Origin of the sequence: Janthinobacterium pasteuri (genome assembly GCF_051380775.1) — a bacterium.
Classification (GTDB): domain Bacteria; phylum Pseudomonadota; class Gammaproteobacteria; order Burkholderiales; family Burkholderiaceae_D; genus Janthinobacterium.
In genome coordinates this window covers 74,210-96,426 of record NZ_JBNYXS010000011.1, presented here as the reverse complement: position 1 = coordinate 96,426, position 22,217 = coordinate 74,210, and the positions used below count along the sequence as shown (strand labels likewise).

At 62.9% G+C, this 22,217-nt stretch carries 14 protein-coding genes; 9 read left to right on the top strand and 5 right to left on the bottom strand.

Annotated elements, in window-relative coordinates; all coding sequences use genetic code 11:
* Nucleotides 1-4 precede the first annotated feature (4 nt).
* Genes ACQ4WN_RS13330 through ACQ4WN_RS13320 form a run of 3 tightly spaced genes read right to left on the bottom strand, consistent with a single transcriptional unit; the run spans nt 5 to nt 3,436 of the window.
* Nucleotides 5-1,348, bottom strand: coding sequence for a D-tagatose-bisphosphate aldolase, class II, non-catalytic subunit (locus tag ACQ4WN_RS13330; protein ID WP_436552038.1), 1,344 nt, complete (start codon nt 1,346-1,348; stop codon nt 5-7).
* A complete protein-coding gene (locus ACQ4WN_RS13325) occupies nt 1,348-2,301 on the bottom strand; it encodes an ROK family protein (protein WP_436551977.1) in 954 nt (317 codons plus the stop codon). The genes ACQ4WN_RS13330 and ACQ4WN_RS13325 overlap by 1 nt, the downstream gene beginning before the upstream one ends.
* Nucleotides 2,288-3,436 carry an AgaS family sugar isomerase gene (locus ACQ4WN_RS13320; protein WP_436551976.1) on the bottom strand — a complete coding sequence of 383 codons (1,149 nt, stop codon included), beginning with the start codon at nt 3,434-3,436 and terminating at the stop codon, nt 2,288-2,290. Before ACQ4WN_RS13320 ends, ACQ4WN_RS13325 begins: the two co-directional genes overlap by 14 nt.
* A 345-nt stretch (nt 3,437-3,781) precedes the next feature.
* On the opposite strand from ACQ4WN_RS13320, the gene ACQ4WN_RS13315 reads away from it, so the two are divergent.
* From ACQ4WN_RS13315 to ACQ4WN_RS13290, 6 genes are all read left to right on the top strand, one after another.
* On the top strand, nt 3,782-7,132 hold the full coding sequence (locus tag ACQ4WN_RS13315) for a TIM-barrel domain-containing protein (protein ID WP_436551975.1): 3,351 nt from the start codon (nt 3,782-3,784) through the stop codon (nt 7,130-7,132).
* Nucleotides 7,133-7,232: 100 nt separating this feature from the next.
* Nucleotides 7,233-10,178, top strand: a complete 2,946-nt coding sequence (locus ACQ4WN_RS13310; protein ID WP_436551974.1) for a TonB-dependent receptor plug domain-containing protein — start codon at nt 7,233-7,235, stop codon at nt 10,176-10,178.
* 492 nt (nt 10,179-10,670) lie between these two features.
* The gene (locus ACQ4WN_RS13305; protein ID WP_436551973.1) at nt 10,671-13,715 is read left to right on the top strand and encodes a TonB-dependent receptor; all 3,045 of its coding nucleotides are present in this window, start codon (nt 10,671-10,673) and stop codon (nt 13,713-13,715) included.
* A 66-nt stretch (nt 13,716-13,781) separates the two neighbouring features.
* On the top strand, nt 13,782-15,173 hold the full coding sequence (locus tag ACQ4WN_RS13300; protein WP_436551972.1) for a Gfo/Idh/MocA family protein: 1,392 nt from the start codon (nt 13,782-13,784) through the stop codon (nt 15,171-15,173).
* Between the two features lie 63 nt (nt 15,174-15,236).
* Nucleotides 15,237-16,550 (top strand): DUF3472 domain-containing protein, encoded by a 1,314-nt coding sequence (locus tag ACQ4WN_RS13295; protein WP_436551971.1) that lies wholly within the window; start codon nt 15,237-15,239, stop codon nt 16,548-16,550.
* Between the two features lie 367 nt (nt 16,551-16,917).
* Nucleotides 16,918-17,559, top strand: a complete 642-nt coding sequence (locus ACQ4WN_RS13290) for a hypothetical protein (protein ID WP_436551970.1) — start codon at nt 16,918-16,920, stop codon at nt 17,557-17,559.
* A gap of 59 nt (nt 17,560-17,618) precedes the next feature.
* On the opposite strand, the gene ACQ4WN_RS13285 is transcribed toward ACQ4WN_RS13290, so the two are convergent.
* Entirely contained in the window at nt 17,619-17,996 is a 378-nt protein-coding gene (locus tag ACQ4WN_RS13285; RefSeq protein ID WP_436551969.1) for a SirB2 family protein, read from the bottom strand.
* A 463-nt stretch (nt 17,997-18,459) separates the two neighbouring features.
* On the opposite strand from ACQ4WN_RS13285, the gene ACQ4WN_RS13280 reads away from it, so the two are divergent.
* From ACQ4WN_RS13280 to ACQ4WN_RS13270, 3 genes are read left to right on the top strand one after another with little or no spacing between them, the layout of a single operon-like run.
* Nucleotides 18,460-19,704: an MFS transporter gene (locus ACQ4WN_RS13280; protein ID WP_436552037.1), complete on the top strand. Its 1,245-nt coding sequence runs from the start codon at nt 18,460-18,462 to the stop codon at nt 19,702-19,704.
* An 8-nt stretch (nt 19,705-19,712) separates the two neighbouring features.
* Nucleotides 19,713-21,098 carry a NarK family nitrate/nitrite MFS transporter gene (locus ACQ4WN_RS13275; RefSeq protein ID WP_436552036.1) on the top strand — a complete coding sequence of 462 codons (1,386 nt, stop codon included), beginning with the start codon at nt 19,713-19,715 and terminating at the stop codon, nt 21,096-21,098.
* A 56-nt stretch (nt 21,099-21,154) separates the two neighbouring features.
* Nucleotides 21,155-21,850: a carbonic anhydrase gene (locus ACQ4WN_RS13270; protein WP_436551968.1), complete on the top strand. Its 696-nt coding sequence runs from the start codon at nt 21,155-21,157 to the stop codon at nt 21,848-21,850.
* On the opposite strand, the gene ACQ4WN_RS13265 is transcribed toward ACQ4WN_RS13270, so the two are convergent.
* Complete coding sequence (locus tag ACQ4WN_RS13265; RefSeq protein WP_436551967.1) at nt 21,836-22,207, bottom strand: ribonucleotide reductase subunit alpha; 372 nt, start codon at nt 22,205-22,207, stop codon at nt 21,836-21,838. The genes ACQ4WN_RS13270 and ACQ4WN_RS13265 overlap by 15 nt on opposite strands.
* Between the last annotated feature and the right edge of the window lie 10 nt (nt 22,208-22,217).

Here is a 22,217-nt window from a genome sequence, read left to right as displayed (position 1 = left end):
GAGCTTAACAGATTGCCGCTTCGGCAACGGCGGCCACTGCCGTATTATGGTTGCAGGCACGCGCATATTGCGCCAGCAAGCTGCCGATCTTGTGCTCGATCAGGGCCGGCGCCTCGGCTGCCAGGCTGCCCTGCACCACGGCGGCGTACTGTTCCGGCAAATGCTGGCTCAATAGCGGCAGCGGAATGGCCACGGTCTCCAGGTTGGCCAGCAGCTTGCCGACTGCGGCCGCCACTTCCGGCTCGCCCCAGTAATAGCGGCAACGGTCGCTCAAGCCGTAGCGGCGCATCAATCGCTGCTCGTCCGGCGTGCCCAGGTAATGCTTGATCCAGTTCTTCGGCTTGGCCACCATCACCTCATCGAGCACCTGCATCAGCTGCGAAGTAGCGTGCGCCGGCAGCAGTTCCTGCTCGATCTGGCACAGCGCGTACAGCGCCTCGCGCAGGGCGAAGGTGGCGGCCGGGCCCACTTTCAGGATGGCGAAATGGTCGCGTACCATGGCGTGCAGGGCCGATTCGCGCTGGTAGTCGGTGGAATGGGCTTCGAACACGAGGCCGGGCTGCTCCGCAACAAAGGCCGACAGTTCGGCGGCCGCCGGCGCATCGTAATGCTGGATGCTGTTTTGGTCGAAATCGACGCCCGGCTGCACCACCATGGCGATCACGCGGCGCCAGGCGCCGTGCAAGTCATTTTCCAGGAACGCGCGGCGGTGCACGTCCAGCGTGCGGCGCGCCGCCTGCGGGCTGGTGACGGCGCCGGCCTGCGCCAGCGATGCTTCGCCGCCGGGTATCGGCACTTCCGTGCCGATCACGTAGACGGGGGGCGCGAAGCCGGCCGCGGCGGCGGCCGCTTCGGCGACGATGCACAGGCGCGCCGAGCGGGCTGCCACGGTTTCATCGTCGAGCTGCAAAGGGTCATCCACGCAGCGCATGCTGCAATCGAGGTGGATTTTATGGAAACCGGCCGCCGCATACGCGGCAATCAGAGTCTCGGCGTGGTCCATGGCGGTAGCTGCATCGAGGTGCTGCCAGGCGTTAGGACCCAGATGGTCGCCGCCCAGCACCAGGCGGTCGGTCGGGAAACCCTGTTCCCGCGCCAGTGCCAGCATGGTGTCGCGGAAAACGTTTGGTGTCATGCCCGTGTAGCCGCCGAACTGGTCGACCTGGTTCGACGTCGCTTCGACCAGCAGCACAGTGTCGTACTCGCTGGCCACGCGCATGGCGGCGCGCAGCACGCTCGGGTGGCTGCAGCACACGGCGTACAGCCCCACGCGTTCCCCGCGGCGGTGTGCCTTGATCACTTGCTGGATGGGGGACAGTGTAAAGGTCGGGTTTTCCGCTTGCTTCATCATGTTGACGCCTTGGTATGTTGTCGTATCAAAAGGGCCGCGCCGCGCGCGCCGCCGGCGTCGCCAAAGCGGGGCGGCAAGATGGGCGGCACATGCACGCCGGGGAACAGGTGGCGCTTGACGGCGGCCGGCAGCTTGTCGTACAGGTGCGGCAGCTTGGACAGGCCACCACCGAGCACGATGACGTGCGGGTCGTAAGCCAGCACCAGGCCGGCCAGCGCGTGGCCCAGCACATCGAGGTGCACGGCCACCGTGCGCTGGGCCACGGCGTCGCCCATGTTGGCGCGGGCCACGATGGCCAGCGGTTCTGCGCCGTCGCCGCCGAAATGCGCGTGCAGTTTGCGCATGGCGGGGCCGGAGACATAGCGTTCCAGGCAGCCCGTCTTGCCGCACGGGCAGGGGTATTCGGCCAGGCCATGCTGCGCCAGCAGGGTGGCGGGCAGGCTCCAGTGGCCCCATTCGCCGGCCACGCCGTTAAAGCCGCGCAGCAGCTGGCCACCCACGCAATAGCCGCCGCCGGCGCCCGTGCCGAGGATGGCACCGAACATGCTGGCGGTATTTTCGGCCGCGCCGCCTTGCGCTTCGGACAGGGCGAAACATTGGCAATCGTTGCCGATGGCGACAGGGCGCTGCAAGGCCTGTTGCAGGGTTTGCGCCACCAGGCGCCCGTTCAGGGCGGGCACGTTGGAACTCAGTTGGCGACCGCTGGCGCTGTCGATCACGCCGGGCAAGCCGATGCCGACAGGCGCTGTCGTGCCCAGGGCGGCGTCGCCGCGCGCCACCAGGTCGACGATGGCTTGCACGAATGCGGCAAAATCGTCACCGGGCGTGGCCACCCGTTCGCGGAACATTTCCGTCAGCGTACCGTCGCGGTCGGCAAAGGCCACCAGCTCCATCTTGCTGCCGCCGATGTCGATGCCGTGGTAGCCCGCGGTGTGATTAGAATTGGTCATGGCCATAGATGGTGACGCCCTGCACGACACGGTTGACGATGCCGCCGGCGAATGGATTGTCGGGGCGCAGTTGCAGCAGCGCGGACTGGTGCAGCGCATATTGCTGCGCCATCAGCAGCCACAGCGGGGCCAGCCACGCGTCGGGCCAGGCCGGTGCGTCGGCCGCCAAGTTGGCAGATAAGTCGCCGCCGATGCCCACCGTCAGGCAGCGCTGCGCCACGCTGTCGCGCTGCAGCTCTTTCAGTAAATCATCTTCATACTGGCGCGCGAGCGGCTTGCTGCTGCGCAGCAGGACCACCAGCGACTCCGTGGTGACGGCCGATTTCGGGCCGTGGCGGAAACCCAGCGGCGTATTCGCCATGGCCATCACGCGGCCACCCGTCAATTCCAGGATCTTCAATGCCGCTTCCTTGGCCAGCGCTTCCAGCGGGCCGCTGCCCAGGTAGACCACGCGCTGCACCGGCTGCGATCCCAGGTCCGCCACAGGTGCCGACCAGTCGCGCAAGGCGTGTTCGCCCAGTTGCGCCAGCGTGTCGAGGCGCGTCAGATCCGTATCCTTGCCCAACACCGACAGGGCCGCCAGCAGCATGCTGCTAAAGCTGCTGGTCATGGCGAAGCCGCGGTCGCAGCTGCCTTCCGGCATCAGCAGGTTATAGGTATGGTCGTCATTGGCGCCCTGGCTTGCCAGCTTGCCATCGGCGTTGCAAGTGATATTCAGGAAGCGCGCGCCGGGCACGACCTGGCGCAGCAATTCCACGGCTGCCAGGCTTTCCGGGCTGTCTCCGCTGCGGGCAAACGAGACGAGCAGGGTAGGGGCATTCGCTTCCAGGTATAGCTCGTGGTGCGTCAGCAAAGTCGTGGTGGCGATGGCGCGGATCTGCGCGGGCCAGGCCGCATTCAAGGTATCGACGACGATTTCGCCCACGTAAGCCGAGCTGCCGGCGCCCGTCAGGATGACGCGTTGCAGCGGATTGGACAGCGCGTCCCCCAGGAAGGCGGCCAGGCTGGCTTGTTCCTTGCGCAAAATGCTGGCCAGTGCGCGCCAGATGGCCGGCTGGTGCGCGATTTCCTCGGCCGTGTGCAGGCCGCCGATGTCGCGCCAGGTTTGAATGTCACGCTGAAGAAGGGTAGTCATGGAGTGTCAGTAAAGTGTTTGTTGGGGAAAGCATAAATACTAAATTTCGAAAAGTCAAATACGAAAGTAAAACGAAAGTAATTTATTTGGTGGCTTGCGAAATAATGTCGTTTATCCGCTTGCCATCGTGTTGCAGTGCCGCATGAAACCCTGTGGTGCTGCCACCTGTCGCTGAAATGCCACGATAACGAAAGTTTGTTTTGTGACATTTTGGTGAAACGTAAGATTAATGTGCCGATTTTGGGCATTTTATTAATAAATTACCGCTTTAACTTTCTTTTGATTGACGATATTTATTTTTCTTCTTAAAGTATTTCCATCGCATCAATTTTTGAAAGCCCTCAGATGAAACCTCTTCCGCTTCCCCGTCGCGCCCTTGCCGTCTGTGTTCTTGCCGCCCTCGCCACTCTGGCTGTGCCGGGCCTGCAGGCCGCGACTATCGGCAATTTGCAGACGATTTCGGCCATGCATGCGGCCGACGTGGCCAAGGGCGAGGCGCTGGGTTGGGATGTGCGCAGCGATACGGGCATGCAGTTGCGTATCAGCCTGCCGCAGGTGGACGTGCTGCGCATCCAGGCGGGCGGCAAGGCGGGCTTGACGGGGCCGGGCGACAAGGCCGCGCCCATCGTCGTGGGCCAGCCTGCGGCGCAGGTGGCCTATACCATCAGCGAGCAGGCCGAGCATATCCTGATCAGTACCGAAGCCCTGAGCCTGCGCATCGACCGCAAACCCTTGCGCTTTACCTTGTTCCGCAAGGGAGACCTGGTGCCGCTGTGGCGCGAGGTGCAGCCCTTGTCGCTCGATGACAAGCAGGGCGTGCAGGTGCTTTCCAGCTTGCCGGGCGAGCGCTATTTTGGCGGCGGCCAGCAAAATGGCCGCTTCGAATTCAAGGGCAAGCAGGTGCCCGTGTCGTATTCGGGCGGCTGGGAAGAGGGCGACCGCCCGAATCCCGCGCCATTTTTGATGAGTTCACGGGGCTGGGGCGTGCTGCGCAATACCTGGTCCGACGGTCATTACGACTTGCGCGACAAGGAGCAGATCTCGCTGCAGCACGCGGAAGGCCGCTTCGATGCGTATTTCTTTGTCGGTAAGGATTTGCGCGACGTCGTCGCCCGCTACACGGACTTGACGGGCCGCGCGCGCATGCTGCCCCGCTGGGCGCTGGAATACGGCGACGCCGATTGCTACAACGATGGCGACAACGTGAAAAAACCCGGCTCCGTGCCGAAGAGCTGGAGCGATGGCCCGACCGGCAAGACGCCGGACGTGGTCGAATCGGTGGCGCGCCAATACCGTGAACACGACATGCCGGGCGGCTGGATATTGCCCAACGACGGCTATGGCTGCGGCTACACGAACTTGCCGGAAACCGTGAAGGGCCTGGCCGGCTACGGCTTCCGTACGGGCCTGTGGACGGAAAATGGTGTCGACAAGATCGCCTGGGAAGTGGGCCAGGCGGGCAGCCGCGTGCAAAAGCTGGACGTGGCGTGGACGGGCAAGGGCTACCAGTTCGCCATGGATGCGAACAAGTCAGCCTACGACGGCATCCTCAACAACTCCGACAGCCGGCCATTTTTGTGGACGGTCATGGGCTGGGCCGGCATCCAGCGCTACGCCGTGGCGTGGACGGGTGACCAGAGCGCGAGCTGGGACTACATCCGCTGGCATATCCCGACCCTGATCGGTTCGGGCCTGTCGGGCCAGGCGTATGCGTCCGGTGACGTGGATGCCATCTTTGGCGGCAGCCCGGAAACCTATCTGCGCGATTTGCAGTGGAAGAGTTTTACGCCTGTCCTGATGGGCATGTCCGGCTGGGCTGCCGCCGAGCGCAAGCACCCGTGGTGGTTCGACGAACCTTACCGCGACATCAACCGCCGCTACCTGAAGCTCAAGATGCGCCTCACTCCCTATATGTACACCTTGGTGCGTGAAGCAGAACAATCTGGCGCGCCGCTGGTGCGCGGCCTGATGTGGGATTACGCGCAAGACCCGGCCGCCTACACGGAAGCGTACAAATACCAATTCCTGCTGGGGCGCGATGTGCTGGTGGCGCCCGTCTACCGCAGCCAGGCCGTCAGCGGCGGCTGGCGCAAGGGCATCCACCTGCCGCAGGGCACGTGGTACGACTACTGGGATGGCCGCCAGGCCACGGCCGATACCAAGGGCCGCGACCTGGATATGCAGGTCACGCTCGACAAGCTGCCCGTGTTCGTGCGCGCCGGCGCCATCTTGCCCATGTATCCGGAAATGCTGTACGACGGCCAGAAGCCGAAGGATCAACTCACGCTCGATATCTACCCGCACGGCGCTTCCGAATACACCCTGTATGAAGACGACGGCAATACGCGCCAGTACCAGGGCGGCGCCTTCAGCCAGCAAGTCATCCGCATGCGCCAGACGGGCGGCGATGTGCAGGTCGACATCGGCGCCGTCGATGGCAAGTACCAGGGCCAGGAAGCGCGCCGCAGCTACGCGCTGCGCATGCTGGCGGGCCAGGCCCCGGCCGCCGTGCGCGCTGGCGAGCGCCTGATCGCGGCGTCCGGTGAGCGTGCCGCCTATGACAAGGCGCTTGAGGCCTGGTTCTTCGATGCGGCAGACAGGCAAGGCACCCTGCACGTGAAAGTGGCGGGGCAGGACATCCGCCAGCCTTTGATTCTGCAGGTCGCTGGTGCGCTGGCCGTGGCGAGAGTCGATGCAGATTTCCCGGCCGCCCCCGTGCCGGGCCGCGCCTTGCCAGCCGACGCCATGCAGGTGGTGGCGCGTCCTGCAGAAGAAAGCGGCTATCCGCTGGAAAACGCCTTCGATGGCAAGCCGGAGACGTGGTTCCGCACCGTGCGCAGCCCGTCCGTGAAAAGCGGACCGCATGAATGGGTGATCGGCTTTACGGAGCGGCGCCTGGTGGACGGCATCGAACTGGCGCCGCGCAACGACCAGCACTGGAAGCATGGCCAGGTGCGCGACTATGAAATCTATATCGGCGATAACAACGGCGAGTGGGGCGCGCCGCTGCAGCGGGGCACCCTCAAACTGCAGGAAGGCACACAGACGATCAATTTCCCCGCCACGGCCGGGCGCTTGCTGCGCTTCCGCGTGATGAGCACGCAAAATCCGGAAGGCGATGGCGCGGCGTCCACCGATCCTATGGTCACGGCGGCACAAGCGGGGCCGGTGGCGCGCGCGTTTGATGCGGCGCTGGCGACCGACGTGGCGCCCGTGACCTTGTCCGAATTTCGCGTGCTCGAACACCGCATGCCTGAAGGCGAGGAGGTGCTGCGCTACCTGTCGGACCTGGCGCTGCCAAAGAATATCGGACGCGACCGGCCGGCCGGCAAGGCGGCCGAGATGCGCATGAACGGGCTGTGGTTCCGCAAGGGCCTCGGCGTGGGACCTGCCAGCCGCATCGACCTGCAACTGGCGGGCAACTGGAATCTGCTGCGCGCCGACCTGGGTGTAGACGATAGCTGCCGCAGCGCGGGCGGCTTGCAATTCCAGGTGTGGAGCGGTGAGCGGCTGCTGTACGACAGCGGCCTGGTCAAGGCTCCCGGGGTGGTCAAACCCGAAATCGACGTGCGCGGCCTGAGCCAGCTCAGTTTGCGTACTCTGGGCGCGCGCGGCGCCCGGCCGGCCCAGGTTTGCGGCAACTGGGCCAATGCCGTACTCACCGGCACGGAAGGCGCGACAGTCAAGCCGCGCTAACCGCCTTTCAATCATTTCACTAAAAACGAGCCCCTCTTCGGACCGGGGAGGGGCTCTTGCAGCCTGACGAAAACAAATCACTTATAAAAGGGAGATGGGAATGCACTTGAAAAAACTGATGGCCGCCATGGTGGCGGTAGGATTGGCTTCAACGGCGCTGGCAGCGGAAGAGGAGAAACTGGCGCGCGTCGAAGTGACGGGCTCCAGCCTGAAACGCATCAACGCGGAAACAGCGTCACCCGTACAGGTGATCAACGCCAAGCAGATCGAAAACATGGGCGCGCTCACCTTGCTGCAAGTGCTCGACAACCTGCCCGCCGCACGCCCGGCGCAGCAGGATTTTCGCTCGATGTTCACCGGGTCGGACGGCGGTTCGCAGGCGAACTTGCGCGGCCTGGGCGCGCAGGGCACCCTGGTGCTGCTGAATGGCCGCCGCCTGTCGTTCTATGGCGCGCCAGCCGGCTTCCAGACCATGTTCGTCAATATCGACGCCATTCCCGCCGCCGCCATCGAGCGCATGGAAATCCTGACGGACGGCGCGTCGGCCGTGTATGGCTCCGATGCCGTCGCAGGTGTCATCAACGTGATTACCAAAAAGAGCTACCAAGGCCTGGAAGTGCGCGCCAATGGCGAGTTTTCGCCCAGCGTGAAAGCCTATGGCGAGCGCCAGGCCAGCGTGCTGTATGGCCTGGGCGACCTGGCCAGCGACGGCTACAACATCTACGGTTCCGTGAACGTCTACCAGCGCGACCGCATCGCGCTGGCCGATACCTGGCGCAAGCGTCCCTCGTATTTTTATGTGAACAATCCCAATTTCATTCCGAACATGCGCGTGGGCGTCGGCAGCGAACCGGGCGTGATGAATCCCGGGACTTTCTTTGTCTTCGACAAGGCCAATAACAATGCGCGCACCCAGCGCGCCGCGCCTGGCTGCAACACCAGCATCACCGAGGCGTCGGGTAGTCGCTGCGTGTGGAATGCGCTGCCCAACCAGCTCGACACCGGCCCGACTTCGGAGCGCGCCACGGCGTACCTGAGCGGCCGGCTGAAACTGGGTGGCGACATGGAAGCGTTCGCGGAAGGCGCCTTCACTCACATCAAGATGCGCGGCGAGAATGGCCCGTCCAGCTTCAACAGTGGCAGCACGAATAACTGGTTCGCGCGTAACACAGGCAATACCCTGAATACCTTCGCCACGCCTTTCCTGAGCCCTAACAACGTCTACCTGAAGGGCAAGCTCGATGCCGACATGCTGGCCAAGATGGGCGGCGCGGCCGGCTTGAATTACCTGTTGCAGGATGCGACGAGCCACTTCGGCCAGAAAAATGTCGATGAAAACTACCGCGCGCTCGTCGGCCTGCGCGGCAGCATCGGCGGCGGCTGGGATTTTGAAACGGCGCTCAGCGTGGCGGGTAGCCATTCCACGCTGTTCCAGACGGCAAATATCAACATCAAGGGTTTCGAGCAGGCGTTTGGCCCGTTCACGAAAGATCCCGTCAGCGGCCGCACGTATATCTCGGACAATCCCGCCTACAAGTTCGGTGAAATCAGCGAAGCCAACGCGGCGCTCCTGCGTGCCGCCTATCCGACCTTCGCCATCGAATCGTGGACCAAGCTGATGACCTGGGATGCGAAGCTGGAAGGCACCTTGTTCAAGCTCGGTGAACGCGAGGTGCGCGCCGCAGTCGGCACCAACATCATGCGCGAGAGCTTCCTCACGCCCGGCAACGCGGACGCCGCGAATGGCCTGATCACGCAGCAGGGCGGTTCCTGGTTCGACGGCAAGCGCACCATCGCCGCCGTGTTTGGCGAAGTGGTGGTGCCGCTCAGCGACACGCTGGAAGTCAATGCGGCCGCGCGCCTGGACAAATATCCGCATTTCGCCGCCAATCTGGCGCCCAAGCTGGGCGTGATCTGGCGCGCGCGGCCCGACCTGATGCTGCGCGGGACGTATTCCGAAGGCTTCCGCGCGCCCAACCTGGCCGAATCCGGCTCGGGCGGCGTCTTTGCGCAGGTGGGCGGCATCCGCGACACGGTACGCTGCGATGAAACGAATGCCATGGCGCGCGCCCTGATGAAGTCAAAGGTGGCGACCGATGCGGACCTGGGCAAAAGCCTGCTCAATTCGAATTGCTCGACGACGGTGGGTGGCCTGACGCCGCCGAACCAGAACCTGCGTCCTGAAAAAGCGAAGATTTCGACCGTTGGCCTGGTGCTGCAGCCGGCCAAGGACGTGAGCATCTCCATCGATTACTGGTTCATCAATCGCCGCGACGAAATCGTGCGCCAGGACTTCAACGAGCTGTTTACGGAACTGGTGGACAAGTATGGCCCCACCCTGGCCGGCACATCGAGCGCCATCCGCAACGACCTGACGGACACGGACCGGGGCAATATGGCGGCGGTGGCGGCCATGTGCGCCAATCCCGCCAACGCGGGCGTATGCGCGGCTGGCGTGCCGGGCTACTCGGTGGGCAACCTGGGCGGCTTGATCAACTCGTATTCGAACCGTGGCCGCACCCTGATGGACGGCGTGGACATCGATGCGCGCACGCGCTTTGCGCTGGGTGACTGGGGCAAGCTGAGCACCGGCATCGCGGCCACCATCCGCAAGCGCGACACCCACGACAGCGAAGACGGCAGCGACATCAAGGGCAATACCGTCGGCTACTACGATTCGCCGCGTTACCGCGCCACCGTGAATGCCGACTGTAGCTACCGCAATTTCGTCAGCAGCGTGTTTGTCAACTACTCGGGCAAGACGCGCTGGGCCTACGGTCCCTGGGACAAGGACAACACCCCGGAAAACTGCACCGCCGCCTCCGTGGCCCTGCCTGCGGGCCAGTGCAAGGGCGCGCCGTCGTACACCACGGTAAACCTGGCCTTCAGCTGGAAGCCGATCAAGCACCTGGACGTGGGCCTGAACGTGAAAAACGCGTTCAACAAGCAGCCGTACTATGACCCGAACGGCTGGGAGGGCTACAACCATAGCCAGGACCTGTTCGGTCGCCAGTTTGCCCTCTCGGCCAGCTACAAGTTCTTTTAAGACGTGACCTTGCCCCGGCCCGCCTGTGCGGGCTGGGGTATTGCCATGAAAAGAAAAGACACCATTCCGAAATGTGCAATACGAAAGATAAGCGTAAGTGAAAGCGGATCGCCAGGGTTGCTTTCGCGTTGCTATCCCCGAATTTTTGGCCGATTCACCGTTCCTCCTCACATCCCTGCATAAGTGTGTATCTGCCACGCCACGATAACGAAAGTTATCTGGGGCGCCACTGATTGAAGCGAAAGATAAATCGCGTTTATTTGCGCAGTTGAGTGATAAATTTGCGTTATAACTTTCTTTTTGTTGACGATACTTATTTTTCTTTTTAAAGTAATCCCAAGAAAACGAAAATCAGCCGATACGGACTGATTTCCCGGAAGGTGCGGTTGCCTGGCTCTACCTTCCGACGATCACTATAAAAATTGCATCCCCCCGACTTCGCCCTGGAGCGGGGAGGGCGCGTATAACCCTCGATATAGACGGAGACACATCATGCATAGCACCCGACTCAAATTGCGCGACATCAGCCGTGCCGCCGCGATCGTGATCGCACTGGCGGCCGGCGTGCCAGGCCAGGCCTGGGCACAGTCGAACGCCACCAGTACCATTTTCGGCGAAGTGAGCGCGCCGGCCGGCGCCACCGTGGTGCTGGAAAACCTGGCAACGGGCGTGCAGCGCAGCCTGACGCCCGATACGTCGGGCCGCTATGTGGCCAACTCCATGCCGCCAGGCCGCTATGCGGTGCGCGTGCTGCGTGCCGGTTCGGTCGAAGCATCGCAGGAAGTCGAAGCGCTGATCGGCGCGGGCGCAGAAGCCAATTTCGGCCCCGCCAGTGCGGCCGGTACCGTGGGGCAGGAGCAAACCGTCGTGGTGAAGGCGTCGCGCAATCCGATCGACGTATCGAACACGAACAATGGCGTGATCTTCACCGCCAAGGAATTGAAAGCGCTGCCAGTCGGGAATGATGTGGCTTCCATCGTGCAGCTGACGCCGGGCGTGGCGCGCGGCACCAACAGCGTGTATGGCAATGCGCCGTCGATCGGCGGCTCGGGCCAGTCGGAAAACGCGTTCTACGTCAACGGTTTTCCCATCACGAATATCCTCACCCAGGTGGGCGCGTCGGAGCTGCCGTTCGGCGCGATCTCCAACCTGCAGGTGCTGTCGGGTGGCTACGGCTCGGAGTTTGGCCGCTCCACGGGCGGCGTGATCAACATCACCACCAAGAGCGGCGGCAACAAGGTCGAATTCGGCGGCAAGGTGTCCATCATCCCAGGTACGCTGAAGGGCACGACGGAAAACCGGTATTACCCGAACACGGGCGCCAATCCGGACACGGATGGCACCTTGAAGTACTGGAACCGCGATAACAACAATAGCAGCAAGGTTGTCGGCTTGTACGGCAGCGGACCCCTGATCAAGAATAAACTGTTCGCCTTCGTGGCGCTGGAACAGACGCGCACGAACAGCGGTTCCGTCGCCGGTGCGCGCGACGACTCGGACAAGGTGCTGCCGAACGGCTGGCGCGAGAGCAAGAGCAAGGTTGACCGCATGATGGCCAAGCTGGATTACAACCTGACGGACGACCATCACTTTGAATATACCAAGCTGTATGACCGCACGACTACGGATAGCCAGAGCTATGGCTTCGACTATGCCACCTTGAAACGCAACAACGTGCCTGGCGGCGGAAGCGAGACCACCATCAACTGCTGCGGCTCGTCGGCTGCGCCAGGCGCGAATGTCGATATCTTCAAGTATACGGGCTACCTGACGGATAATCTGACGGTGACGGCCATGATGGGCCAGTCGCGCACCAGCCACCGCCGCACGCCCGAAGGCTATGACCCCAACCTGGCGCAAACCAGGTCCATCCAATCGACGCAAGTGCCCGGCCTCGTCTATGTGAATCCGCAATCGGTCACTGGTTCCCTGACCGACCCTTCCTCGGAAGACCGGCAGAAGGCCAAGCGCCTGGACCTGGAGTACAAGCTGGGCAAGCACTCGCTGCGCGGCGGCATCGACCGCATCGACGTGGAATCGAAGGTGGGTCTGAGCCTGGCCGGCGGCTATCGTTGGAACTACTTGAAAGCCAAAGATGCGAATCTGCCGATCAACGGCGCCTTTGAAACGCCGTACCAGGGCGGCGGCTACGGCAAGGATGGCTATTACGTCAGCAAGGACCTGAACGCCAACCTGGCGCGGCCGACCAGCGTGCAGTCGGCGCAATACATCCAGGATCACTACCAGGTCACGGAGCGGGTACTGCTGGATCTGGGCCTGCGCCGCGAACAGTTCACCAACTACAGCACCGATGGCGTGGCTTTTATCTCGCAGCGCAACATGATCGCCCCGCGCGTGGGCGCCACCTGGGACTACCTGGGTGACGGCACGCTGAAATTCTTCGCCAACGGCGGCCGCTACCACTTGCCGGTACCATCGAATTTGTCGAGCAACATGGCCAGCCCCTTCCTGGCCACCAGCGAGATGTACACCTACACGGGCGTCGATCCGGTCACGGGCGCGCCAACGGGCCTGCACGCGATCAGCAAGCCGTATTCGGCCAACAACGCCTATGGCCAGAGCCGCGATGCGCGCGAAGTGACGGCCATCGGCCTGAAACCGCTGTCGCAGGATGAGTTTTCGCTGGGCTTCGAACGCGCCCTGAGCAAGAAGCTGGTGGTGGGCGCCAGCGTCCTGTACCGCAAGCTGAACGATACCAACGACGATGTCTGCGACGCACGTCCGCTGCAAGCCTGGGCCACGCGCAACGGCGTCGACACGGGCAACTGGAGCGGCTTCCAGTGCGCCATCATCAACCCGGGCCGCGACAACAGCCTGATGGTGGACTTTGACGATGGCAAGGGTTTGCGCCGCGTGGATATCTCGGCGGCCGAGTGGGGCAATCCGCTGCCATCGCGCACCTACCGCGCCTTGAATCTCTTCGTCGAACATCCGTACACAAACGGCTGGTACGGCAAACTGACCTACACCTTGTCCGCCCTGAAGGGCAATATGGAAGGCCAGACGGACAGCATCGGCGGCGGCGACGTGGGCCTGACGGTCAGCGACGACCACAAGGAACTGATGTACAACGCCTATGGCTACCTGCCGGGCGACCACCGCCACGCGTTCAAGGCCTACGGCTTCATGCAGGTCATCCCGGACGTGATGGTGGGCGCCAACCTGTCGCTGACCTCGGGCGCGCCGCGCAACTGCATCGGCGCGCTGCCCGATAACCTGCGGTTCGAGAACGATTATGGCGATTCCTACTTCTATTGCAATGGCAAGCCGGCGCCGCGCGGCAGCCAGGGCCGGCTGCCGTGGCAAGCCCAGTTGGACATGAATGTGGCCTATACTCCCAGCGCCGTCAAAGGCCTGAGCCTGAAAGTGGACGTCTTCAACGTGTTCAACAGCCAGACCGTCACCCGCTATACCGAAACGCGCGAAGACCATGGCGCCATCTCCCGCAATTACCTGCAGGTCGATGGACGCACGGCGCCGCGTTCCGTGCGATTCACGGCGGAATACACCTATTAAACTGCAGCCGGCCCGCCGTGCGGCGGGCCGGTGACGATCATTACCAATGGAAGCGAGTAGAGACTAATGACAACACAAATCAATCGACGCAATTTCCTGTCCGCCAGCGCAGCGCTGGCCGGTGGCGCCATGGCCGGCAGCGCTTTGCTGCCTGGCCACGCCAACGCTGCACCTGCAGCCGGCCGCGCCAAGGTCCGCCTGGGCGTGATCGGCACCGGCATGCGCGGCCAGGTGCTGCTGGCGGAACTGGTGCGCCGCGACGACGTGGAAGTGGTCGCCCTGTGCGATATCGAGCCGATCATGCTGAAACATGCGCTGGGCCAGGTGGCCAAAGCCGGCAAGCCGCGTCCGCGCACGTATGGCGAAGACCGCGACCAGAAAGCCTACAAGCGCATGCTCGATGCGGGCGGCCTCGATGGTGTGATCATCGCCACGCCGTGGGAATTCCACGCGCCCATGGCAATCGCCGCCATGCAGGCGAAGATTGCCGTAGGTTGCGAAGTGGTGGCTGGCATCACCTTGCAAGACCACTGGGACGTCCTGAATACCCAGCTGAAAACGGGCACGCCGTACATGTTGCTGGAAAACGTATGCTACCGCCGCGACGTGATGGCCGCGCTGCAGATGGTGCGCGCGGGTCTGTTCGGCGAACTGCTGCACCTGCAGGGCGGCTACCAGCATGACCTGCGCGCCGTCAAATTCAACAGCGGCAATCCGGCCAAGCCGTATGGCGGCGGCGTGGAATTCGGCGAAAAAGGCTGGTCGGAAGCCCATTGGCGCACGCAGCATTCGGTTGAGCGCAATGGCGAACTGTATCCTAGCCATGGCATCGGCCCGTGCGCCATGTACACCAACATCAACCGCGGCAACCGTTTTACGCGCATCAACGCCTTCGCCACCAAGGCGCGCGGCTTGCACGACTACATCGTCAAGCAGCCGGGTGGCGCGCAGCATGCGAACGCCAAGGTCAAGTTCAAGCTGGGCGATGTCGTCACCACGACCCTGGCGTGCGAAAACGGCGAAACCATCATCCTGCAGCACGATACCAGCCTGCCGCGTCCGTATTCGCTGGGTTTCCGCGTGCAAGGCACGGACGGCCTGTGGATGGACTTGAACAACGCGATTCACATCGAAGGCGTCAGCAAGCCGCACCAGTGGGACGACTTCAAGGCTTACCAGGACAAGTATGAGCACCCGGTCTGGCGCAAATACGCGGCGCAAGCCGAAGGCGCGGGCCACGGCGGCATGGACTTCTTCGTCATCCACGCCTTTGTCGAAGCGCTCAAGGCCAATGCGCCGATGCCGATCGATATCTACGATGCCGTGACGTGGAGCGCCATCACGCCGCTGTCAGAGCAGTCGATCGCCGCCAACTTCCAGACCCTGGACTTCCCCGACTTCACGGGCGGCCAGTGGCAAACACGCAAGCCGATCTTCGCCCTCGACGGCAAGTACTAAGCTTTAACGACCCGCTACCGCGCCTGCCGCCGTAGCGGGTTTTTTCTATCCGAGGAGACGCTGATGAAACACACAAGTTCATTACTCTACGCAGTCCTTCCCGCCATGCCCTTGCTGCTGGCAGCCTGCGGTGGCGCCACCGCCACCAGCACCAGCACGGGCGGCACCGCCTTGCTGGCCGCCAGCGTGGCCGCGCCGGCCACGCCCGCCACCGTGGAACTGGCCGGCAATGCCTTCATCACCAGTGCAGACAAGGGCGCCGTCATCGGCGAACATGGCCTGACCGGCTGGAGCAATCCCGCTGCCGTCGCCAGCACGTATTTTCGCGTCTCCGGGGCGGGCCCCGTCCAGGTGGCGTTTGACGCCAGCCTGGCCGATGGCGGCAACAGCACCGTCCGCGTGAAGATCAACGGCACGCCGTTCGACGTCAGGCTGGCCGGCAAGGCGCGCAAGACCTACGCCGTGGGCACGGTGAATGTGGCGGCGGCCGGCTACGTGAAGGTGGACTTGCAGGGACTGACGCGCGCCAAGGGCACGTTTGGGGACGTTTCGGCGCTGAAGGTGACGTCGAACGCCGCGCTCACGTTCGCCAACGATCCGGCTAATTACTACTGGTCGCGGCGCGGCCCTTCCGTGCACATGGGCTACACGGTGCCGGCCAATACCGAGTATTTTTATAACGAGATGACGATACCCAAGGGGCAGGATGCCATCGGCTCCTACTTCATGGCCAACGGCTTCGGCCAGGGCTACATGGGCATCCAGGTCAAGTCGCCCAGCGAGCGCTGGATCTTGTTTTCCGTGTGGGACGCCGACAATGGCGCCAAGACCACCCTGGTCAGCAAGGGCGCCGGCGTGGTCGATAACGCCTTCGGCGGCGAGGGCACGGGCGGGCAGACTTACCTTTCATATAACTGGGCGGCCGGCACCACCTACCGTTTCATCACGCGCGCGCGGCCCGATGGCAAGGGCGGCAGCGATTATTCGGCCTGGTTCTTCGCGCCCGAGACGGGCAAATGGCGCTACATCGCCACCTGGAAGCGGCCGGCGATTTCCACGTATTTGACGGGCGTGCATTCCTTCCTCGAGAACTTCATCGATACGCTGGGCTATACGGAGCGCCGCGTCCAGTTTGGCAACCAGTGGGCGAGGAATGTTTCCGGCGCCTGGTCGGAAGTGACGGCAGGGCGCTACACGGGCGACGCCACGGCCGCCAACGCGCAGCGCATGGATTACGCGGGCGGCCTGGAAAACGGCAGGTTCTACCTGCATAACGGCGGCTTTTTTGCCGATGTCGTGAAAACCGGCCAGAACTTCACGCGCCCGGCCACGGGCCTGCTGCCCGCCGTCGATGTGGCGGCCTTGCCGATGCAATAGGCGTGGGTACCCAGAACGGCCGCTTGCCCAGCATCGCTTCAATGCCGCGATAGTCAGTGAGTGGCCGGCTTAGCGTCACTGCCATCAACCGCAGCCTCGATGATGTCGTTTGTAGCGCGCCGGTACACGGTGGCCGGTTTCTCGATGACGTTGCCTATACTGTCATTGTCGTGCAGCCTGCTGCGTTCTGCAGAAATCTTACTTTGCCCCTCGCCGACTTATCAACTAGACATTTTCCTGCCAAGCGGATACACTAAAAATATTCCCATGTGGAAATATTTCTCGATGCCCAGGCAGGCACAGGTTCGCTTGTCGACCTTTGCTCATTACTTGTTACCCATTTTCTTCATTTCATCCAGGATCATCCATGTTTGTCCGAACCACCATGCTGCGCGCGCTGGCGTGCGCCGTCTTGCTGCCTGCGCTGTTGTCCGGCTGCGTCACCGGCCACGATAAAGCGCCTGCGTTTACCTATACGACCCCCGACCTTGCCAAGGGCGTTGTCGTCGGCACCGTGTTCGAGCGCGCCGTCTTCGAGGCGCATGGCGCCAGATTCGGCATTGTCAGCAGCGACCTTGCCACCAACAAGGACAAAGACCTGTGGTTATCCAGCCATGCTCCCGCCGGCCAGGTCTCCTTGCAGAATGTCGCGCCAAAAGTGCCTACGGGCAAGGGCAGTACTTTTGCGCTGCAGCTGACGCCGGGACGCTACCGCATCCTCATCTGGCTGCTTGACTATGGAAGCAGGTCCAAGTACTCCGAATCGTCGCCGAAGGCGATCGAGTTTGACGTCGTGGCTGGCAAGGTCATCTACCTGGGACGTCTGGATGCCAACCGTTTCCTGGAAGTGGCTTCGATACACGACAATTTCGAGGAAGATATCGTCTACCTGAAGAAAAATCCCTTGCTGGCCAATGCCAGCATCGAGAACAAGGCGCTCGATGTGCGTGAATGGTGGCTACAGGACGCCACTGGCAAGAAACTTCTGGAGAAGAAACGCGCCAACTAAGCACGTGCAGGGAGCGCCAGCGGCCGCCAGCTCGCTTGCGCTGCGGCATATCTGATGCATCACAGCGGCCAGGCGTGTTTGGTGACGGCCACGCCGACGATGTAGGCGAATACCAGCACGGCGCCGGCAAGCGCGGCGCCGCGCACGGCCGGCGTCTTGCCCCGTTTCAGCGCGATGGTGCCCAGCACGATGTAGGCCACCAGCGCGCACAGCTTGGCGGCCAGCCAGGGCTGGCTGCCCGGCGACTGGCCGCTCCACACGGCCAGGGCGATGGCGCTGGCCAGCAGGGCCGTGTCGATCAGGTGCGGCAGCACTTTCACCCAGCGCTGTTGCAGCAGCGGCGAGGCGCGCAGCATCCAGGCGCCGCGCAACAGGAAAAGACAGCCGCTGGCAGCGGCGCAAGCCATGTGGAAGTGCTTGAGACTCAGGTAATCCATGTGGTGACTTTACAGGCGTTGACAATGGCGCCAGCATAGCCGCCTTTGGCGCGCCGCGCCATATGTCGTCGCCCCGGCTGGCGTGCGCCTGCGCGTACGCATCGCAGGCCAGCACGGCTGCCACATCGCCAGGCCCGGCCATGCGGGTGACGTTTTCATCTGCCTCCGTTCTGTTCTCCATGCCGCCCCCTTTGTGCCGGTGCCGAGTGTGCCAAAAATACGTCCGTTTGTAAAACGCCCGCCATCCAGGCTAGGCCCGCGTGCCTGTATCTAGTCACTTTTGCCGATGCGGCTATCCAGATTGCCTTTCCAGAATCACCCTGTGGCCGATAGTGCCTTTCGCCTCTGCCACGTAAGCTGGTCGGGACGGCTGGCCAGACGGCCAGTGCATTCATGGAGAAACATCGTGGCTACCCTAGATGGCACTAAGAACAACAGTAGTAACAAGGCAGTCGAACCCGGCATGCGGCGCAAGCAGGCGTCCGTGCTGATCAGCAGTACCTTCGCGTTTACCATCTGCTTCGCGGTATGGATGATGTTTGCCGTACTGGGCATCCCCATCAAGACCAGTCTGGGCTTGACTGAAACGCAGTTCGGCTTGCTGGCCGCCATGCCCGTGCTGACGGGCTCTCTCGTGCGCGTGCCCTTGGGCATCTGGACGGACAAATACGGCGGACGCCGCGTCTTCTTCTTGCTGATGCTGGCCAGCGTAGTGCCGATCTACCTGATTTCCTACGCTACCGCCTACTGGCACTTCCTCGTGCTGGGCATGTTCGTGGGCCTGGCGGGCGGTTCGTTTTCCGTCGGCACGCCGTATGTGGCGCGCTGGTATGAAAAGGAGCGCCGCGGCCTGGCGATGGGCATCTTCGGCGCCGGGAACTCCGGTTCCGCGCTGACCAAGTTCGTCGCGCCCGGCATCGTCGCCGCCTTCGGCTGGCAAATGCTGCCGAAGGTGTATGCGGTAGCCATGCTGGCCACGGCCATCATCTTCTGGCTGTTTTCGTACACGGACAAATCGCATCTGGCGCCATCGGGCGAAAGCTTTTCGGCGCAGATGAAGGTGCTGAAGGACCCGCGCGTGTGGCGCTACTGCCAGTACTACTCGGTGGTCTTCGGTGGTTATGTGGCGCTTGCGCTGTGGATGACGAAGTACTACGTGGCCGAATACGGTTTTGATTTGAAGCATGCGGCGCTGCTGGCTGCCTGCTTCTCGCTGCCTGGCGGCGTGCTGCGCGCGCTGGGCGGCTGGATTTCGGACAAATACGGTGCGGCCAAAGTCACCTGGGCCGTGATGTGGGTGTGCTGGGTGTGTTTCTTCCTGCTGTCGTATCCGCAAACGCAGATGGTGGTGGAAACCGTCACGGGGCCGCTGGCCATCCACATCGGCCTGTCGCCGCTGTGGTTCACGGCGCTGCTGTTCATCGTCGGCATCGCCATGGCCGTGGGCAAGGCGTCCGTCTTCAAGTTCATCGGTGATGACTTTTCCGACAACATCGGTGCCGTTTCGGGCGTGGTGGGCCTGGCGGGCGGTCTCGGTGGCTTCATCCTGCCCGTGATGTTCGGCGCCCTGGTGGACTTCACCGGCGTGCGATCGAGCGCCTTCATGCTCCTGTACGGCACCGTCTGCGTTTCCCTCGTCTGGATGTATTTCTCGTTCAAGCCGCTGCGTGCGGCGACAATCCCCCAACCTGCAGGAGTAACGTTATGAGTAAGCTCGTGAGCCGCTACATGATCAATACGTGGGAGCCGGAAACCCCGAGCTTCTGGCAAAACACGGGCAAGGCCACGGCCGCGCGCAATCTGTGGATCTCGATTCCCGCGCTGCTGCTGGCGTTCGCCGTGTGGATGGTGTGGAGCGTGGTGGTGGTCAACCTGCCCAACATCGGCTTCACCTACAGTAACAACCAGCTGTTCTGGCTGACCGCCTTGCCGGGCCTGTCCGGCGCCACCTTGCGCATCTTTTATTCGTTCATGGTGCCCATCTTTGGCGGCCGCCGCTGGACAGCCATTTCCACGGGTTCCCTGCTGATCCCGGCCATCGGCATCGGCCTGGCCGTGCAGGATGTAAATACGGGCTATCCGACCATGCTGATCCTGGCGCTGCTGTGCGGCTTCGGCGGCGGCAATTTTGCCTCGTCGATGGCCAACATCAGCTTTTTCTATCCGAAGGCGAGCAAGGGCTTCGCGCTGGGCATGAATGCGGGCCTGGGCAACCTGGGCGTGTCGGTGGTGCAGTTCGTCGTGCCGCTGGTGATTACCTTCGCCGTCTTCGGCGCCTGGGGCGGTGATTCGCTCACCTGGGTCAAGATTGGCGTGAACAAGGAGATGTGGCTGCAAAACGCGGGCTTCATCTGGGTGCCATTCATCGCCTTGAGTACCTTGCTGGCCTGGTTCGGCATGAATGACCTGGCCTCGGCCAAGGCTTCGTTTTCCGAGCAGGCCGTGATCTTCAAGCGCAAGCACAACTGGCTCATGTGCTGGCTGTACACGGGCACCTTCGGCTCCTTCATCGGTTATTCGGCCGCGTTTCCGCTGCTGATCAAGATCCAGTTCCCCGACGTGAACCCGCTCGATTACGCCTTCCTCGGCCCCCTGGTGGGTGCGCTGGCGCGCGTGGCAGGTGGCGTGATTTCCGACAAATTGGGCGGCGCCAGAGTCACCCTGTGGTCCTTCCTGCTGATGATAGGCGCCGTGCTGGGCGTGCTGTACTTCATGCCGCAAGCAGGCGCAGGCGGTAGCTTCAGCGGCTTCTTCTGGATGTTCATGCTGCTGTTCGCCGGCACGGGCGTCGGCAATGCATCGACCTTCCGCATGATCCCCGTGATCTTCTTGACGGAGCACCAGCGCGCGGCGGCCGGCAAGGGCAAGGCGGCGCAGGAGCAAGCCATCGTCGACGCCAACAAGGAGGGCGCGGCAGTCCTGGGCTTCACGTCGGCCGTGGCAGCCTACGGCGCCTTCTTCATCCCGAAAAGCTATGGCACGTCGATTGCGCTGACGGGCAGCCCCGACGCGGCCCTGTGGTGCTTCATCGGCTTCTATGTGAGCTGCATCGCGATCACCTGGTGGTGCTATGCGCGCAAGAATGCGGCTATGCCTTGCTAAAGTTGGAACGTCTGGCAAGTCGTTCTTGCCAGACGTTGAGGAAATGAGAGTATGTCATGGAAGAACTGGAAAAATTCGTCAACGGCTTCAGCCTGTTTCAGCAGCAGTATTTCAGCGAGCCGCAAACCTTGTACGACAGCCTGCGCGACGGGCAGCGGCCCTCGACCTTGCTGATCGGCTGCTGCGATTCGCGCGTCGACCCCATGCTGCTGACGGGCAGCGACCCCGGTGACATGTTCGTGGTGCGCAATATCGCCAACCTGGTGCCGCCGTGTACGCCCGAAGCGCCACCCGGCGTCAGTTCGGCCATCGAGTTTGCCGTCTGCAAGCTCGAAGTGGCCAGGGTCATCGTGCTCGGACATGCGCGCTGCGGCGGCATTCGCGCGCTGCTGGAACCGCAGCCGCGCGCGGAAGGGCAGGAAACGGACTTCGTGGGACAGTGGATGCGCATTGCCGAACCGGTGGCGCAGCGCGTGCGGCGCGAGCTGGCGCACCGCTCATCGGAAGAACAGCACCATGCGTGCGAGCTGGCCAGCATCCTGCAGTCGCTGGACAACCTGCTGACCTACCCCTGGCTCAAGCGCCGGGTGGAGCAGGGGGTATTGAAACTGCATGGCTGGTATTTCGACATCGACAGCGGCGCGCTGATGGCGTATTCGGCGCGCCAGCAGCAGTTTTTGCCCCTCGTCTGCCCAATCGAGCGGGCGCGCCACCTGCACGAGCGCCCCTGGCCGGATTCAGTTAAAACGTAATAAATCCCCGCTGCGGTCAAACGCCAGCAGGCCATCGATGCGCCCTTGCTCAATGGCCGTCACCATGGCGCGCAGGGGCGCCTCGCATTCCTGCGCGGCGGGCGGCTGGCCGTCCTGGCCCGCGAGTCCCGCCACGAAGACCACGTCCCAGTGTGTCTGCATCTGTTTCGACTCCTCCTTCAATGTATCGAAGCTGTCCAGCTCCTCGGGCAGCTTGTCGGCGCACATCACAGGCGTGAGGGACTTGCCCTGGCCGCCAGGCTGGGCCTGCGCCTGGGTAAAGGTGAATAGCAGGCGTTGCGGCTGCTCCTGGTCGCGGGCGCTGCGCAGCAGGCTGGCGTAATCGGTAATCGACATGGTGCTCTTT

Bases quoted from the DNA above. Each gene is read 5' to 3' on its own strand.
- ACQ4WN_RS13310 (WP_436551974.1), top strand. From the start codon at position 7,233: ATGCACTTGAAAAAACTGATGGCCGCCATGGTGGCGGTAGGATTGGCT.
- ACQ4WN_RS13300 (WP_436551972.1), top strand. From the start codon at position 13,782: ATGACAACACAAATCAATCGACGCAATTTCCTGTCCGCCAGCGCAGCG.
- ACQ4WN_RS13295 (WP_436551971.1), top strand. From the start codon at position 15,237: ATGAAACACACAAGTTCATTACTCTACGCAGTCCTTCCCGCCATGCCC.
- ACQ4WN_RS13290 (WP_436551970.1), top strand. From the start codon at position 16,918: ATGTTTGTCCGAACCACCATGCTGCGCGCGCTGGCGTGCGCCGTCTTG.
- ACQ4WN_RS13285 (WP_436551969.1), bottom strand. From the start codon at position 17,996: ATGGATTACCTGAGTCTCAAGCACTTCCACATGGCTTGCGCCGCTGCC.
- ACQ4WN_RS13325 (WP_436551977.1), bottom strand. From the start codon at position 2,301: ATGACCAATTCTAATCACACCGCGGGCTACCACGGCATCGACATCGGC.
- ACQ4WN_RS13280 (WP_436552037.1), top strand. From the start codon at position 18,460: ATGCGGCGCAAGCAGGCGTCCGTGCTGATCAGCAGTACCTTCGCGTTT.
- ACQ4WN_RS13330 (WP_436552038.1), bottom strand. From the start codon at position 1,348: ATGAAGCAAGCGGAAAACCCGACCTTTACACTGTCCCCCATCCAGCAA.
- ACQ4WN_RS13265 (WP_436551967.1), bottom strand. From the start codon at position 22,207: ATGTCGATTACCGATTACGCCAGCCTGCTGCGCAGCGCCCGCGACCAG.
- ACQ4WN_RS13305 (WP_436551973.1), top strand. From the start codon at position 10,671: ATGCATAGCACCCGACTCAAATTGCGCGACATCAGCCGTGCCGCCGCG.
- ACQ4WN_RS13320 (WP_436551976.1), bottom strand. From the start codon at position 3,436: ATGACTACCCTTCTTCAGCGTGACATTCAAACCTGGCGCGACATCGGC.
- ACQ4WN_RS13270 (WP_436551968.1), top strand. From the start codon at position 21,155: ATGGAAGAACTGGAAAAATTCGTCAACGGCTTCAGCCTGTTTCAGCAG.
- ACQ4WN_RS13315 (WP_436551975.1), top strand. From the start codon at position 3,782: ATGAAACCTCTTCCGCTTCCCCGTCGCGCCCTTGCCGTCTGTGTTCTT.